Source organism: Streptomyces griseocarneus (assembly GCF_014655595.1).
Classification (GTDB): Bacteria; Actinomycetota; Actinomycetes; order Streptomycetales; family Streptomycetaceae; genus Streptomyces; species Streptomyces griseocarneus.
Genome location: NZ_BNBL01000001.1, coordinates 100,331 through 115,678 on the forward strand (window position 1 = coordinate 100,331; position 15,348 = coordinate 115,678).

The window sequence follows — 15,348 nt, forward strand, 5'->3', positions numbered from 1 at the left end:
CTTGCATACAGTGACAGCACTGTTCATCACGCGAGTCGTCGCGAGGCACCGCGGGATCTCAAGAGATCGAAGGGACGTACATGCCCATGGGTCACACGGCCACGCAACAGGCCGCCGCCGGCGGTCTGACAGCGACCGAGCACCGCCTGGCCAACGGCCTGCGGGTGGTCCTCTCCGAGGACCACCTCACGCCGGTGGCCGCGATCTGCCTCTGGTACGACGTCGGCTCGCGCCACGAAGTCAAGGGCCGTACCGGCCTCGCCCACCTCTTCGAGCACCTGATGTTCCAGGGCTCGGCGCAGGTCAAGGGCAACGGCCACTTCGAGCTGGTGCAGGGCGCGGGCGGCTCGCTCAACGGCACCACCAGCTTCGAGCGCACCAACTACTTCGAGACCATGCCCGCCCACCAGGTGGAGCTGGCCCTGTGGCTCGAGGCGGACCGGATGGGCTCGCTGCTCACCGCGCTCGACGACGAGTCCATGGAGAACCAGCGCGACGTCGTCAAGAACGAGCGCCGCCAGCGCTACGACAACGTGCCCTACGGCACCGCGTTCGAGAAGCTGACGGCCATGGCCTACCCCGACGGCCACCCCTACCACCACACCCCCATCGGCTCGATGGCCGACCTGGACGCCGCCTCCCTCGAGGACGCGCGCGCCTTCTTCCGCACGTACTACGCGCCCGGCAACGCCGTCCTCTCGGTCGTCGGCGACATCGATCCGGAGCAGACGCTCGCCTGGATCGAGAAGTACTTCGGCTCCATCCCCTCGCACGAGGGCAAGCAGCCGCCGCGCGACGGCAGCCTGCCGGACACCATCGGCGGGCAGCTGCGCGAGGTCGTCCGCGAGGAGGTCCCCTCCCGCGCGCTGATGGCCGCCTACCGCCTGCCGCACGACGGCACGCGCGAGGCGGACGCCGCGGACCTCGCCCTGACCGTCCTCGGCGGCGGCGAGTCCTCCCGTCTGCACAACCGCCTCGTGCGCCACGACCGCTCCGCCGTCGCCGCCGGCTTCGGCCTGCTGCGCCTGGCCGGCGCCCCCTCCATGGGATGGCTGGACGTCAAGGCGTCCGGCGGCTTCGAGGTGACCGACATCGAGGCCGCCGTCGACGACGAGCTGGCCCGCTTCGCCGTCGAGGGGCCCACCCCGCAGGAGATGGAGCGCGCCCAGGCCCAGCTGGAGCGCGAGTGGCTGGACCGCCTCGCCACCGTCAGCGGCCGCGCCGACGAACTGTGCCGCTTCGCCGTGCTGTTCGGCGACCCGCAGCTGGCCCTCACCGCCGTCCAGCGCGTCCTGGACATCACCCCCGAGGAGGTGCAGGAGGTCGCCAAGGCCCGGCTGCACCCCGACAACCGCGCGGTGCTCGTCTACGAGCCGACCGCGCCCCAGGCCGACGCCGGCGCCGACAAGAACGAGGAAGAGGAGACGGCTCAGTGAGCGACGCCGCAGCCGCGAGCACCCCGGGGACCGCGCCTTCGATGGTGTTCCACCCCCAGCCCAAGCCCGGGCAGGCCACTCCCTGGGCCTTCCCGGCCCCCGAGCGCGGGCAGCTGCCCAACGGCCTGACCGTGCTGCGCTGCCACCGCCCCGGCCAGCAGGTCGTCGCCGTCGAGATCTGCCTGGACGCGCCCCTGGAGGCCGAGCCCGAGGGCCTCGACGGCGTGTCCACGATCATGGCGCGGGCCTTCTCCGAGGGCACCGACAAGCTCAGCGCCGAGGACTTCACCGCCGAGCTGGAGCGCTGCGGCGCCACCCTCGACGCGCACGCCGACCACGAGGGCGTGCGCCTGTCCCTGGAGGTCCCGGCCTCCCGGCTGCCGAAGGCCCTGGGCCTGCTGGCCGACGCCCTGCGCGCCCCGGCCTTCCCGGACAACGAGGTCGAGCGCCTGGTCAACAACCGCCTCGACGAGATCCCGCACGAGCTGGCCAACCCCGCCCGCCGCGCGGCCATGGCGCTGTCCGCCGAGCTCTTCCCGGCGGACTCCCGCATGTCGCGGCCCCGCCAGGGCACCCAGGAGACCGTCGAGCGCATCGACGCCGCCTCCGTGCGCGCCTTCTACGAGGCCCACGTCCGCCCGGCCGCGGCCACCGCCGTCGTCGTCGGCGACTTCACCGGCGTCGACCTCGACCAGGCGCTCACCGAGTCCCTCGGCGCCTGGACCGGCGCCGCCGCGCAGCCCCGCCCCGTGCCGCCGGTCACCGCCGACGACACCGGCCGCGTGGTGATCGTGGACCGCCCCGGCGCGGTCCAGACCCAGCTGCTGCTGGGCCGCGTCGGCCCCGACCGGCACGACCGCGTCTGGCCCGCCCAGGTGCTCGGCACCTACTGCCTGGGCGGCACGCTGACCTCCCGCCTGGACCGCGTCCTGCGCGAGGAGAAGGGCTACACCTACGGCGTCCGCTCCTTCGGCCAGGTCATGCGCTCCGCCCCCGACGGAACGGGCATCGCCCTGCTGGCCATCAGCGGCTCCGTGGACACCCCCAACACCGGTCCGGCGCTCGAGGACCTGTGGAAGGTGCTGCGCACCCTCGCCGCCGAGGGCCTGACCGAGGCCGAGCGGGACGTGGCCGTGCAGAACCTGGTGGGCGTCGCCCCGCTGAAGTACGAGACGGCCGCCGCCGTCGCCGGCACCCTCGCCGACCAGGTCGAGCAGCACCTGCCGGACGACTTCCAGGCGCGGCTGTACGAACGCCTCGCCGACACCGGCACCGTGGAGGCCACGGCCGCCGTCGTGAGCGCCTTCCCGGCCGGCCGTCTCGTCACGGTCCTCGTCGGGGACGCCTCCGAGATCACCGAGCCCGTCAAGGCGCTGGGCATCGGCGAGGTGACGGTCATCCCGGCCTGAGAACCGGGCTGAACCAGCCGGAACGGGTCCGACCGGCCCGAACCGGCCCCGGCCGCCCGGCAGACGCCCTGACAGGGGCTCAACCCCCCTGTGCCGCAGGGCCGCTGAGCCGGACATTGCCGGACAACTGAGGCGCGTGGGTCCAGCGAGACCCACGCGCCTCCTTTATGCCCGATTTCGCGCAGTGGTTGCACGTTGGTCGTGTGGCGTACGTCATAAAAGCCCGGATCTGTTTGCCGTTCGAATCTGACGCCGATTAGCGTCAGGGCGGCAGTCCGTCAGATCGGAGCCGCATCCGCGGTCCCGGGCAGCCATCGCCGAGTCCCCGAAGCACCAGCGAGGGGAGCCGGGGACCCACAGTCCCTGGGGTGAATCGGCCCCCTTTCACGAGGGAGCCGTAGGAGACCTTCCTGCTCCGAACCCGTCAGCTAACCCGGTAGGCGAGAGGGAAGGAAAGGATTCGCCCAGCCATGGGGAAGCACCGTCGTCCGAGCAAAGCCGCGCGCGTCAGCGCCAACGTCGCGGGCATAGCCACCCTCACCGCCGCCGGTGTGGTCGCCGGCGTCGCCGCCCCGGCCTTCGCCGCCTCCGACGACTCGCGTGGTCCCGAGGACACCGGGCTGACCCAGGCCGTCGTCATCAGTGACGTCATGGCCGACAACGTCGACGCCCAGGCCGAGACCCAGCGCAGCGCCGCCGACGAGGCCGCCGCCCGCCTCCAGGCCGAGGAGACCGCCAAGAAGAAGGCGTCCGAGGCCAAGGAGCGCCACGCGGAGGCCGAGCGCAAGCTCAAGGAGGAGCGCGACGCCAAGGAGCGTGCCGCGCGTGACGAGGAGCGCAAGCGCCTGGGCACGTACGTGAGCCCCCTCGACGGCTCCTACGTCTCCACCTCCTACAAGGCCTCCAGCGGCCTGTGGTCCTCCGGCAGCCACACCGGCATCGACCTCCACGCCGAGACCGGCTCCTCGGTCCACGCGGTCGCCGCCGGCACCATCGTCGAGGCCGGCTGGGGCGGCGCGTACGGCAACAACGTCGTCATCAAGCACAACGACGGCACCTACACCCAGTACGCCCACCTGTCGTCGCTCGACGTCTCGGTCGGCCAGACGGTCACCCCGGGTCAGCAGATCGGCCTGTCGGGCGCCACGGGCAACGTCACCGGCCCGCACCTGCACTTCGAGGCCCGCACCGGCGCCGGCTACGGCTCCGACATCGACCCGATCGCCTACATGAGCGCGCACGGCGTCAGCCTGTAAGGCCCCGCAGCCTTCCCGGCACCGCTTCGCACAAGGCCCCGGCCCCCGGCCGGGGCCTTGGCGTTCTCCGGTGCCGTCGGCGTTGGCCAAAAAATATCCATGAATCCCCGGCACCATCGGAAATCGCGGGGGATTGCCATAGAGTCGCTGAACGGATGTCAATCGGCCGCGCATCGCGGGAGATTAAGTCGTGAGGCGGAGGTACAGCCATGCGGGGCCGTACGTGAACGGCGGTGGTGAAGCGGCACACGGGAGCCGCCGTATTTCCGCGCACGCCGTGTGCACGGCGATTCGCGACGACATCGTCTCCGGGGTTTTCCCACCCGGCAGCCGGCTCATCGAGGAACTCCTCGCCCGCCGTTACGGCGTCTCCCGGGTGCCCGTGCGCGAGGCGCTGCGCACCCTGGCCTCCGAGGGTTTCGTCACCACCCGCCGGCACGCCGGGGCCTGCGTCGCCGAGCCCACCGAGCAGGAGGCGGCGGACCTCCTCGACGTCCGCGCCCTGCTGGAGCCGCTGGGGGCCGCGCGCGCCGCGCAGCGGCGCACCGAGGCCCATCTGAAGGTCCTGCGCGGCCTGGTCCGGCTGGGCCAGGAGCGGGCCCGCGCGGGCCGCACCGGCGAGCTGCGGCCGCTCGGCGACTGGTTCGACGAAACCCTGGCCCAGGCCTCCGGCAGCCCCAGCCTCGCCACGCTGCTCACCCAGCTGCGGCGCAAGATCGCCTGGGTCTACGTGGCCGAGCCGCCGGCCCGGCCCCTGGAGGCCTGGGAGGCGTGCGGTGCGCTCGTGGACGCCGTGGCCCGTGGTGACGCCGAGCGCGCCCGGGCGCTCGCCGCGGCCCGCGCGGACCGCAGGGCCGGTGAATTCCGCCCGCGCCGTGCGCAGGTCGCGCAAGCGGTGCGCCCGCCGAAACAATCCGTAAACACCGCGGGTGTCCGTTCTTAACAACCCGCCGCTATTCATGGAGAAATAGCGGCCGGGAATTCGTGGCGGTCCCCGGCCGCGCATACGACGACGGGGCCGCGGCGCCCGCCCGGGCCGCCGCGACCCCGTCGTGTGCCCGCCGTGCGGCGGCGGGCCGGGTGATCCGGATGGATCAGACGGTCTCCGGGAGCTCCTCGAGCCCCTCGCCGACCAGCTTGGCCAGACGGTCGAGCGCGGCCTCGGCGCCCTCCGCCTCCGTGGCGAGCACGATCTCCTCGCCGCCCTGGGCGCCCAGGCCCAGCACCGCGAGCATGGAGGCGGCGTTGACGGGGTTGCCGTCCGCCTTCGCGATCGTCACGGGGACGCCGGCGGCCGTCGCCGCACGGACGAAGATCGACGCGGGTCGGGCGTGCAGGCCCTCGGCCCAGCCGACGTTTACGCGGCGCTCAACCATGGTGTTGCCCTTCAGGTCGGGTGAGGTTGTCTAGACCATTGTCGCACGGTGCGCGCGGTGCCCCGGCGCGCGCCCGGGGCAGGGCCGTGCGGCCCCGACGGGTGGGCCGGACGCCGCCTGATGACCGTCGGCGCCCGGCCTTACGCTGGCCCCATGCACACGCCGTCCGAGCACGCCTACCCCGCCCACTGGGAAGCGGATGTCGTCCTCCGTGACGGCGGCACCGCACGGATCCGCCCCATCACGCCCGACGACGCCCAGCGCCTGGTCAGCTTCTACGAACAGGTCTCGGACGAGTCCAAGTACTACCGCTTCTTCGCGCCCTACCCCCGCCTCTCCGACCGGGACGTGCACCGCTTCACCCACCACGACTACGTCGACCGGGTGGGCCTGGCGGCGACCGTCGGCGGCGAGTTCATCGCCACCGTCCGCTACGACCGCATCGACGCGAACGGCATGCCCTCCTCCGCCCCGGCGGACGAGGCCGAGGTCGCCTTCCTCGTCCAGGACGCCCACCAGGGCCGGGGCGTGGCCTCCGCCCTCCTCGAACACGTCGCGGCCGTCGCCCGCGAACGCTCCATCCGGCGCTTCGCCGCCGAGGTGCTGCCCGCCAACACCAAGATGATCAAGGTCTTCACGGACGCGGGCTACACCCAGAAGCGCAGCTTCGAGGACGGCGTCGTCCGCCTCGAGCTCGACCTCGAGCCCACCGACAAGTCGCTCGCCGTCCAGCGCGCCCGCGAGCGGCTCGCCGAGGCCCGCTCCGTCCAGCGCCTGCTCGCCCCCGGCTCCGTCGCCGTCGTCGGCACCGGGCGCCGCCCCGGCGGCATGGGCCGGACCGTCCTGAACAACCTGCTGGCCGGTGGCTTCACGGGGCGTGCGTACGCGGTCAACCGGTCCTTCCCCGAAGACCTTTCGGTGCTCGAGCCGGAGGGCGTCCCCGCCCACCGCTCCGTGCTCGGCATCCAGGAGCCCGTCGACCTCGCCGTCATCGCCGTGCCCGCCGAGCACGTGCCCTCCGTCGTCGCCGACTGCGGCGAGCACGGCGTCCAGGGGCTCGTCGTCCTGTCCGCCGGATACGCCGAGAGCGGCCCCGCCGGCCGCGACCGCCAGCGCGAGCTGGTCCGCCAGGCCCGCTCCTACGGCATGCGCGTCATCGGCCCCAACTCCTTCGGCCTGATCAACACGGCCGAGGGCGTCCGGCTCAACGCCTCCCTGTCGCCCGAGCTGCCCGCCGCCGGACGCGTCGGCCTCTTCAGCCAGTCCGGGGCCATCGGCATCGCCCTCCTCTCGGGGCTCCACCGCCGCGCCGCCGGACTGGTGGGCCTGTCGACCTTCGTCTCCGCCGGCAACCGCGCCGACCTCTCCGGCAACGACTTCCTGCAGTACTGGCACGACGACCCCGACACCGACGTCGCCCTCATGTACCTGGAGTCGATCGGCAACCCCCGCAAGTTCGCCCGCCTGGCCAGGCGGACCTCCGCCCGCAAGCCGCTGGTCGTCGTCAAGGGCGCGCGGCACGGCGCCGCCGCACCCGCCGGCCACGCCGTGCGCACCACCCGCATCCCCGACGCCACCGTCTCCGACCTGCTGCGCCAGGCCGGCGTCATCCGCGTCGACACGGTCACCGAGCTGGCCGACACCGGGCTGCTCCTCGCCTCGCAGCCGCTGCCCGCCGGCCCCCGCGTGGCCATCCTCGGCAATTCCCAGTCGCTGTCCCTGCTGACCTACGACGCCTGCCTCACGGACGGGCTGCGCCCGCTGCTGCCCCGCGACCTGACCACCGGCGCCGCCCCGGCCGACTTCCGCGTCGCCCTGGCCGAGGCCCTCGCCGACCGGGCCTGCGACGCCGTCGTCGTCACCGCCATCCCCTGGGTCGGCGGCGCCTCGGCCGCCGACCTCGCCGCCGCCGTCCGCGAGGCGGTCGCCCAGGCCTCCCCGGAGGACCCCAAGCCCGTCGCCGTCGTCCACCTGGAGATCCCCGGCCTCGCCGAGGCGCTCGCCGCCCCGCCGGACGCCGCCTCCGGGAAGGACCCCGCGCCCGCCGTCCGCATCCCCGCCTTCCCCGCCGCCGAGCGGGCCGTACGGGCCCTCGCCGAGGCCGTGCGCTACGCCCGCTGGCGGCGCCAGGCCGCCGACCCCGGCCGCGTGCCGGAGTACGAGGACATCGACGAGAACGGCGCCGCCGCCGACATCGACGTGCTGCTGCGGGCCCACAACGCCACCGGCCCGCGCGCCGTGACGCTCTCCGCCGCCGACACCCAGCGCCTGCTCGCCCGGTACGGGATCGCCGTGCTGCCCGCCCTGCCCGCACCCGACCCCGACGGCGCCGTCCGCGCCGCCCACCGGCTCGGCTTCCCCGTGGCCCTCAAGCCCACCGCGCCCCACCTGCGGCACCGCGCCGACCTCGGCGGCGTCCGCCTCGACCTCGGCGGCGAGGCGGAACTGCGCCGGGCCTACGCCGAGTTGACCGACCTGCTCGGCACGCCCGAGGAGCTGCGCCTGGTCGTGCAGTCCATGGCCCCGCGCGGCGTCGACACGGTCGTACGGGCCGCCATCGACCCCGCGGCCGGCGCCGTGCTGTCCTTCGGCCTGGCCGGCGCCCCCTCCCTGCTGCTCGGGGACACCGCCCACCGCCTCGTGCCGGCCACCGACCGCGACGCCGCCGAGCTGATCCGCTCGGTGCGCACCGCGCCCCTGCTCTTCGGCTGGCGCGGCTCCACGCCCGTCGACACCAAGGCCCTGGAGGAGCTGCTGCTGCGCGTGTCGCGGCTGGTCGACGACCACCCCGAGGTCGTGGGCGCCGACCTGGAGCCCGTGATCGTCGCCCCGCACGGCGTTCATGTGCTCGGCGCGTCCCTGCGCCTCGCGCCGCCGCCCGCCCGCACCGACGTGGGCCCGCGCAGCCTGCCCTCGTACTGACCCCGCCCGGCCGGATCCGTCCCTCCCGCCGGGGAAGGCCCCGGCAGGAGGGCCCCGTACGCCCCGTAGAATGGGGCGTATGGCGAAGACCGGTACGACGACCCAGGGGCTGCGCGCAGCTATCGAGCGCAGCGGCTATTACCCGGCTCTCGTGGCCGAGGCGGTGGAGGCCGCCGTGGGCGGGGAGCCGGTCGTGTCGTACCTGGTGCACCAGGAGACGACCTTCGATTCCAACGAGGTCCGCCGCCACGTCACGGTCCTGGTCCTGACCGGCACCCGATTCATCGTCAGCCACACCGACGAGCAGGCCGCCGACGGCACGTCGCCGTCGCCCTACGCCACCACCTCCACCGAGTCGGTCAAGATCGACCGGATCTCCTCGGTCGTGCTCAGCCGCGTCGTGGCCAACCCCGAGGCCTACACCCCCGGCACCCTGCCCCGCGAGGTCGTGCTCACCATCGGCTGGGGCGCGGTCTCCCGCATCGACCTGGAGCCCGCCGCCTGCGGCGACCCCAACTGCGACGCCGACCACGGCTACACCGGCTCCTCCACCGCCGACGACCTGAGCCTGCGCGTCAGCGAGGCGGGCGACGGGCCGGACACGGTGCGCCAGGCCCTCGCCTTCGCCCAGTCGCTCTCCGAGGCCACCGCGGCGACCGCCCGCTGATGTCCCATCCCGCATTCGCCGGCTCCGCCTGGTCCGAGCCGGCCCCGCTCGACCCGCGCCACGCCCCGCTGCCCCGCTACGGCACCGGCTCCCTCGCCGACCTGCTGCCCACGATCGCGGCCGGCCTGGGCGTCCCGGGCATGTCGGGCGCCATGGAGCTGGCGCCCGCCGACCGGGTCTGCGTCTTCCTCATCGACGGCCTGGGCTGGGAGCTGCTGCGCGCCCACCCCGACGAGGCGCCCTTCCTGCACTCGCTGCTGCCGTCGTCCATGAACGGCACCGGCGAGCCCATGACCGCGGGCTTCCCGTCCACCACGGCGACCTCGCTCGCCTCGGTGGGCACGGGCCTGCCGCCCGGCGCCCACGGCCTGCCCGGCTACACCGTCGCCGACCCGGCCACCGGCGAGCTGATGAACCAGCTGCGCTGGCGCCCCTGGACGGACCCGCACGCCTGGCAGCCCTACCCCACGGTCTTCCAGCGCGCCGACGCCGCCGGCATCGCCACCTGCCAGGTCTCGGCCCCCGACTTCCAGCACACCCCGCTGACCAAGGTCGCGCTCAGCGGCGGCACCTTCCACGGCCGCCTCTCCGGCGAGGAGCGGATGGACTTCGCGGCCGACCGGCTCGCCGCCGCCGACCGCTCGCTCGTCTACACCTACTACAGCGAGGTGGACGGCAAGGGGCACCGCTTCGGCGTCGACTCCGAGGAGTGGCGCGGCCAGCTGATGTACGTGGACCTGCTCGCCCGGCGCCTGGCCGAGCAGCTGCCGCCGCGCTCCGCCCTGTACGTCACCGCCGACCACGGCATGATCGACATCCCGTTCGACCCGGAGTCGCGCATCGACTTCGACGAGGACTGGGAGCTGCGCGCCGGCGTGGCCCTGCTGGGCGGCGAGGCCCGGGCCCGGCACGTCTACGCGGTGCCGGGTGCGGCCGACGACGTCCTGGCGGTCTGGCGCGAGGTGCTCGGCGAGCAGATGTGGGTCGCCGGGCGCGACGAGGCGATCGAGGCGGGCTGGTTCGGCCCGCCCGGCGAGGGCGTCGACGACCGGGTGTACGCACGGATCGGCGACGTGGTCGCCGCCGCCCGCGACGACATCGCGATCGTCGCCACGGAGACCGAGCCCAACGAGTCGAGGATGATCGGCCTGCACGGCTCGATGACGCCCGTCGAACAGCTCGTGCCGCTCCTCGAAGTGCGCTCCTGATCTTCTCCCCACCCCCCCCACGACAAACGAAAGGCATTGGCCTTCCCATGCCCGAGCTGGTGTTCTTCTCCGGAACAATGGACTGCGGAAAGAGCACTCTCGCTCTGCAAATCGAGCACAACCGTTCGGCCCGCGGCCTCCAAGGCATGATCTTCACCCGCAACGACCGCGCGGGCGAGGGGAAGCTGTCCTCCCGGCTCGGCCTGGTGACCGACTCCGTCGAGGCCGGTGAGGGCTTCGACTTCTACGGCCACCTCGTCGCGCACCTCTCCAAGGGCGGGCGGTGCGACTACGTGATCGCGGACGAGGCGCAGTTCCTCGAGCCCGAGCAGATCGACCAGCTGGCCCGGATCGTCGACGACCTCGACCTCGACGTCTTCGCCTTCGGCATCACCACCGACTTCCGCACCCGGCTCTTCCCCGGCTCCCGCCGGCTGATCGAGCTGGCCGACCGGGTGGAGGTGCTGCAGGTCGAGGCGCTGTGCTGGTGCGGGGCCCGGGCCACGCACAACGCCCGTACGATCGGCGGACAGATGGTCGTCGAGGGCGCCCAGGTCGTCGTCGGCGACGTCAACCAGCCGGAGACCGTGGTGGGTTACGAGGTGCTGTGCCGGCGCCATCACCGCCGCCGGCTGACGGCCGCCGCCGCGCGCGCCGCCGCCCTGTCGCCCGATGTGCTGCCGGTGGACCCGGACGGATCCCGCTAGCACCGGACGAGGGTCGCGCGGTCAGGGCGCCGAAGACAGCAGCGAGAAGACCGCGCCCTCGGGGTCGGCGACCTTCGCCACCCGGCCGGCCGGTCCCGGCGCCGGCGCGTCCAGCACCCGTCCGCCCAGCTCGGTGACCCTCCGGGCCGCGTCGTCGACGTCCGTCACCTCGAAGTACGTCATCCAGTGCGGCTGCTCCAGCTCGGGCCCCGCACCGCGGATCGCGGCCACCGGCCGGCCGTCCACGTGCAGGGTGACCGCGTCGGAGTCGACCGTTCCCGCCGCCTTGCTCTCGTAGCCGAACAGCGCGCGGTAGAACTTCAGTACGACGGCGGCCTCGTAGGTCACCAGCTCGTGCCAGACCGGGGCCCCCGGCATGCCCTTCGGCCCGGAACCCGTCAGCCTGCGCCCCTGCCAGACGCCGAAGGCCGCGCCCGCCGGGTCCGTGGCCAGCACCAGCCGACCGGCGTCCTCGGCCGACAGCGGGCCCACGCCCACGGTGCCGCCGCAGCAGTGGATCCACTCCGCGCACACGTCCGCGTCGTCGCTCGCCAGATAGGTGGTCCAGGCGCCCGCGAGTTGACGGTCCGGCGGGAGTTCACCGATTCCGGCGACATCCCGCCCGTCCAGGGTGGCCCGTACGTACGGGCCCAGTTGGCGCGGGCCGGGGCTGTAATAGCTCCAGCCGAACAGTCCGCCGTAGAACTCCTCGGTCGCCTCCAGGTCGTGCACCAGGAGACTGGTCCAGCAGGGGGTGCCCGGTGTGTGGCGCCGGGTCTCCTCCTCGCTGGTCTCGGAGGATCCCCATACCTCGGTCATCGTCAGTCGCTCCTCGGACCGTCGTGGTGGCCGCGCTCCCGATCCGGTCGCGGGCTTCGCGGTTCCCGCAGGAGGATGCCCGAATTCGCGTTCCGCTTCTGTGTCCGCGCCGTCGCCGTTCAGTATCGATCAGCATCGCGGCGTCTGGCCAGGGGGCCGTTCGGCGCAACGCCGGGTACGCCAGGATGGGGGTATGGACGCCATCATCAGCGCAACGGAATGGGCGAGCGAGTCGGCCGGCGAGCGGCCGCCCACGCTCCTGGACATCCGCTACGTGCCCGGGGGACCGCCCGGAGCGCCGGAATACCGGGCCGGGCACCTCGCCGGCGCCGTCTACGTGGACCTGGACTCCGAGCTCGCCGGGGCGCCGGGGGCGAGGGGCCGTCACCCGCTGCCGGACGTCGCGGAGTTCGGCGCCGCGATGCGCCGCGCGGGAGTCCGGGCGGACCACCCGGTCGTGGTCTACGACGGGGGACTGGGATGGGCGGCCGCGCGGGCGTGGTGGCTGCTGCGCTGGGCCGGTCACCCGTCCGTACGGGTCCTGGACGGCGGGCTCGCCGCGTGGACCGCGGCGGGCGGGGCGCTGACGACCGAGGTGCCGGCCGTGACGGAGGGCGACTTCACGCCGCGGCCGGGGGCCCTGCCGCTGCTCGACGCCGACGGCGCGGCGGCGCTGGCACGCCGGGGACTGCTGCTGGACGCGCGGGCGGGGGAGCGCTACCGCGGCGAGGTCGAGCCACTGGACGCCGTCGCCGGCCACATCCCCGGCGCGGTCTCCGCGCCCACGGCCGACAACGTCGGCGAGGACGGCCGCTTCCGGCCGGCGAAGGACCTCGCGGAACGGTTCGGGGAGCTCGGGGCGGCCGACGCCACGGAGGTGGGCGTCTACTGCGGCTCGGGCGTCTCCGCCGCCCATGAGGTGCTCGCGCTGGCGGTGGCCGGCATTCCGGCGGCCGCCCTGTACGTGGGTTCGTGGAGCGAATGGTCGTCCGACCCGGGCCGTCCCGTGGCGACGGGGGCCCTGCCGGGCTGAGGTGCGTACGGCAAGGCCCCTCCCCGCCGCGGCGGGGAGGGACCGTGCTTCGCTCCCGCTACTCCTGCTTCTTGCGGCGCGTGCCGAAGACGATCTCGTCCCAGCTGGGGACCGCCGCCCGGCGGCCCGGGCGGACGCCGTCCGCCTCCGCCTGGCGGTCCGTGGTGCCGATCAGGCGGTCGCGGTGGCCCGCCACCGAGCGCGGCATGAGCACGTCCGCGTACGCGGACCCCGCGCTGGCCGCCGGAGCGGGCGGCTCCACCGCCTCCGTCTCCTCCGAGGGCGGGTCGGCGGCGACGGACGGGGGCGCGGAGGGGGGCTCGGGGACGACCATGTCGCCCCGGAAGCTGGGCACCGCCTCGAGCAGGCTGGTCAGCGAGTCGCGTTCCTTGCCCGTCTCCTCCGCCGGCGTGTCGCCGGAGGAGGCCTCCGGCTCCGTCGGAGCGCCGGAGCCCTGGCGGTCCCGGTCAAGGGAACGATCCAGCGGCCGGTCGCGCGGCAGGCGCGCGATCCGCGGCACGAAGGGGAAGCTCGGCTCGGGCGTGTCGTCGGTCTCGCCGATGAGCGCGCGGGCCTCGTCGTCCAGCGCCTGAACGATCCGGCGCGGCGGGTCGTACGTCCAGCTCGCGGCGCGCGGCTCACCGGAGGCGCGGTAGACGAGCAGGACCTCCCACGTGCCGTCGTCGCGGCGCCAGGAGTCCCACTGGGCGCTGTCCTTGTCGGCGCCGCGCAGCACGAGCCGCTCGGCCACGGACTCGCCGAGCGGCGGGCCGGTGTTCTCGCCGGGGCGGCGCACGGGCGTCTTGCGGGCGCGCTCGGCCATGAAGGCGCGCTCGGCGAGCACGGGGCCCTCGAAGCGCCGCACCCGCTCCACGGGGATCCCCGCGAGCTGTGCGACCTCCTCGGCGGAGGCGCCGGCCCGGATGCGGGCCTGGATGTCTCTGGGGCGGAGGTGACTCTCCACCTCGATCTCGATCTGCCCCAGACGCGCGCGGTCGTTGCGCACGGCGGCACGGAGCCGCTCATCGATGGGCAGCGTGTACTCCGTGCTGTCCGCAGCCTTGAGAACCAGCCGTGTGCCGTCGTTGGAGACTGCCACGACACGCAGTTCGGGCATGGGGACCTCCCGGGTGGTGCCTGCCGACGTCACCTGCGTCGCTGCTTCCGCTAGTCGAGTGTGGCCTGCCCGGGTAGCAGCCTGCCACAACATTGCCGAGTTGACGGGGCGAGAGCCGCCCGGGCCCCCGTCCCGTGGTTCCGGGCAGCCGGACGGGATATTGGGGCCAGGGCTCGTCACAGTACTCCATTCGGGCCACTGGGCGTGGATCGGCGCGCCAGGGAAGTTCACCTGCGACAAGGGAGTTGGAATGCGCCCCTTGAGAGGGGGGCTTGCGCGTGGGCTGGGTGGTGGTGTCGAGGTTCACACAATCGCCCGATTCGGAACCGTTCGTTAGGCTCGAATGTCCCTTCTAGCTGCAAGAGGGGCTGAACCGACCTACAGGGGCTGGAGATGGACGACAAAGGCGAAAGTGAGGCAAAAACGAAGGGCAAGCGTCTCGATCTGAGCGTCGCGCAGGTGTCCGGCAGTGCGCTGGCGGCGGTGGTCGCCGCCCTGCTCGCGGGCAAACTCGGTGTATACGGCACGGTCATTGGTGCCGGTGTCGTCAGCGTGGTGGCCACGACCGGTGGCACGGTCTTTCACCACGTGTTCAAACGTACGGGCGAGCAGATCCGCGAGGTGACCGCCGTGCAGGCGGAGCCCAGGCTCCGCCAGGTGCCGCTGCGCGACGCGGGCCGCGCCGTGGACCGGGCCCGCTCGGCGGACGACGCGACGCGGGTGCTGCCGGGCGCCGAGGACCGTACACAACTGCTGCACCAGGTGTCACCGTCCGCGGCGGACCCGGCGCCCTCCGGGGCGCACGCCGGTGCGTACACCGGCGCGCATGGCCGGGCGCACTTCGACGGCTACTCCCAGGAATTCTCCCGGGGCACGACCCACGGCACGCGGCTGCGGGGCTGGAAGCGCCCGGCGCTGGCCGCCGGTGTCGTCTTCGCCCTCGCCATGGGCACGGTGACCGCCTTCGAGCTGGTCTCCGGCTCCAGCGCGGACGGCGGCGACGGCGTCACGGTCACCCGGCTCTTCCAGCCGGAGAAGAAGGAACGGCGGCAGGACCCGGACCCCGCGCGGACGCCGGAGCCCGGCTCCTCGCGCGACGGCGGCGGGTCCACGGAAGAAGGCGGCGGCACGCCGTCCCCGGGCGTGTCGCGGCCGGGCACGGACACGGGCACGAAGACGCCGGACCCGAAGACCTCCCCGTCCCCGGACGGCGGCACCACGCCGTCCCCAGCGCCCACGCCCCGGCCGAGCGGGTCGCCGGACGCGGGCAAGGGCACCGACGACAAGGGCGGCGCGGCCGGCGGCACCGGCGGCCAGTCCACGCCGCCCGCGCCGGGCCAGAACGCCGCGGCCGGCACGGGCACGGGCCCCACGGCCCCCGGCACGACCTCCTAGGCC

Annotated in this window: 13 protein-coding genes and 1 riboswitch; of the genes, 10 read left to right on the forward strand and 3 right to left on the reverse strand. The window is 74.0% G+C overall.

Features of this window, described 5'->3' with window-relative positions; all coding sequences use genetic code 11:
* Positions 1 to 86: 86 nt before the first annotated feature.
* The 4 genes from IE295_RS00405 (at position 87) to IE295_RS00420 (ending at position 5,044) form a co-directional block, all read left to right on the forward strand.
* Positions 87 to 1,436: a M16 family metallopeptidase gene (locus IE295_RS00405; protein ID WP_190062333.1), complete on the forward strand. Its 1,350-nt coding sequence runs from the start codon at positions 87 to 89 to the stop codon at positions 1,434 to 1,436.
* Between the two features lie 41 nt (positions 1,437 to 1,477).
* Positions 1,478 to 2,845 (forward strand): M16 family metallopeptidase, encoded by a 1,368-nt coding sequence (locus IE295_RS00410; protein WP_190062334.1) that lies wholly within the window; start codon positions 1,478 to 1,480, stop codon positions 2,843 to 2,845.
* 305 nt (positions 2,846 to 3,150) lie between these two features.
* A riboswitch (cyclic di-AMP (ydaO/yuaA leader) is annotated at positions 3,151 to 3,303 on the forward strand.
* 12 nt (positions 3,304 to 3,315) lie between these two features.
* Positions 3,316 to 4,101: a M23 family metallopeptidase gene (locus IE295_RS00415; protein ID WP_190061367.1), complete on the forward strand. Its 786-nt coding sequence runs from the start codon at positions 3,316 to 3,318 to the stop codon at positions 4,099 to 4,101.
* 223 nt (positions 4,102 to 4,324) lie between these two features.
* Positions 4,325 to 5,044: a GntR family transcriptional regulator gene (locus IE295_RS00420; protein WP_190062335.1), complete on the forward strand. Its 720-nt coding sequence runs from the start codon at positions 4,325 to 4,327 to the stop codon at positions 5,042 to 5,044.
* Positions 5,045 to 5,195: 151 nt separating this feature from the next.
* Here IE295_RS00420 and IE295_RS00425 read toward each other — a convergent pair whose 3' ends face one another.
* The gene (locus tag IE295_RS00425; protein WP_190061368.1) at positions 5,196 to 5,477 is read right to left on the reverse strand and encodes an HPr family phosphocarrier protein; all 282 of its coding nucleotides are present in this window, start codon (positions 5,475 to 5,477) and stop codon (positions 5,196 to 5,198) included.
* 153 nt (positions 5,478 to 5,630) lie between these two features.
* Here IE295_RS00425 and IE295_RS00430 point away from each other — a divergent pair, with 153 nt between their 5' ends.
* The 4 genes from IE295_RS00430 to IE295_RS00445 all read left to right on the forward strand — a co-directional run bounded on the left by IE295_RS00430 (position 5,631) and on the right by IE295_RS00445 (position 10,981).
* Complete coding sequence (locus IE295_RS00430) at positions 5,631 to 8,399, forward strand: bifunctional acetate--CoA ligase family protein/GNAT family N-acetyltransferase (RefSeq protein WP_190061369.1); 2,769 nt, start codon at positions 5,631 to 5,633, stop codon at positions 8,397 to 8,399.
* A 79-nt stretch (positions 8,400 to 8,478) separates the two neighbouring features.
* Positions 8,479 to 9,066 (forward strand): DUF5998 family protein, encoded by a 588-nt coding sequence (locus tag IE295_RS00435; protein WP_190061370.1) that lies wholly within the window; start codon positions 8,479 to 8,481, stop codon positions 9,064 to 9,066.
* Complete coding sequence (locus tag IE295_RS00440; protein ID WP_190061371.1) at positions 9,066 to 10,274, forward strand: alkaline phosphatase family protein; 1,209 nt, start codon at positions 9,066 to 9,068, stop codon at positions 10,272 to 10,274. The genes IE295_RS00435 and IE295_RS00440 overlap by 1 nt, the downstream gene beginning before the upstream one ends.
* 47 nt (positions 10,275 to 10,321) lie before the next feature.
* Positions 10,322 to 10,981, forward strand: coding sequence for a thymidine kinase (locus IE295_RS00445; RefSeq protein WP_190061372.1), 660 nt, complete (start codon positions 10,322 to 10,324; stop codon positions 10,979 to 10,981).
* A gap of 21 nt (positions 10,982 to 11,002) precedes the next feature.
* Here IE295_RS00445 and IE295_RS00450 read toward each other — a convergent pair whose 3' ends face one another.
* Positions 11,003 to 11,800 carry a VOC family protein gene (locus IE295_RS00450; protein ID WP_190061373.1) on the reverse strand — a complete coding sequence of 266 codons (798 nt, stop codon included), beginning with the start codon at positions 11,798 to 11,800 and terminating at the stop codon, positions 11,003 to 11,005.
* Positions 11,801 to 11,993: 193 nt separating this feature from the next.
* Between IE295_RS00450 and IE295_RS00455 the strand changes: the two genes are divergently transcribed.
* Complete coding sequence (locus IE295_RS00455; protein ID WP_190061374.1) at positions 11,994 to 12,833, forward strand: sulfurtransferase; 840 nt, start codon at positions 11,994 to 11,996, stop codon at positions 12,831 to 12,833.
* A gap of 58 nt (positions 12,834 to 12,891) precedes the next feature.
* On the opposite strand, the gene sepH is transcribed toward IE295_RS00455, so the two are convergent.
* Positions 12,892 to 13,983 (reverse strand): septation protein SepH, encoded by a 1,092-nt coding sequence (gene sepH / locus IE295_RS00460; protein ID WP_190061375.1) that lies wholly within the window; start codon positions 13,981 to 13,983, stop codon positions 12,892 to 12,894.
* A gap of 360 nt (positions 13,984 to 14,343) precedes the next feature.
* On the opposite strand from sepH, the gene IE295_RS00465 reads away from it, so the two are divergent.
* Complete coding sequence (locus IE295_RS00465; RefSeq protein ID WP_190061376.1) at positions 14,344 to 15,345, forward strand: hypothetical protein; 1,002 nt, start codon at positions 14,344 to 14,346, stop codon at positions 15,343 to 15,345.
* Positions 15,346 to 15,348: the final 3 nt, after the last annotated feature.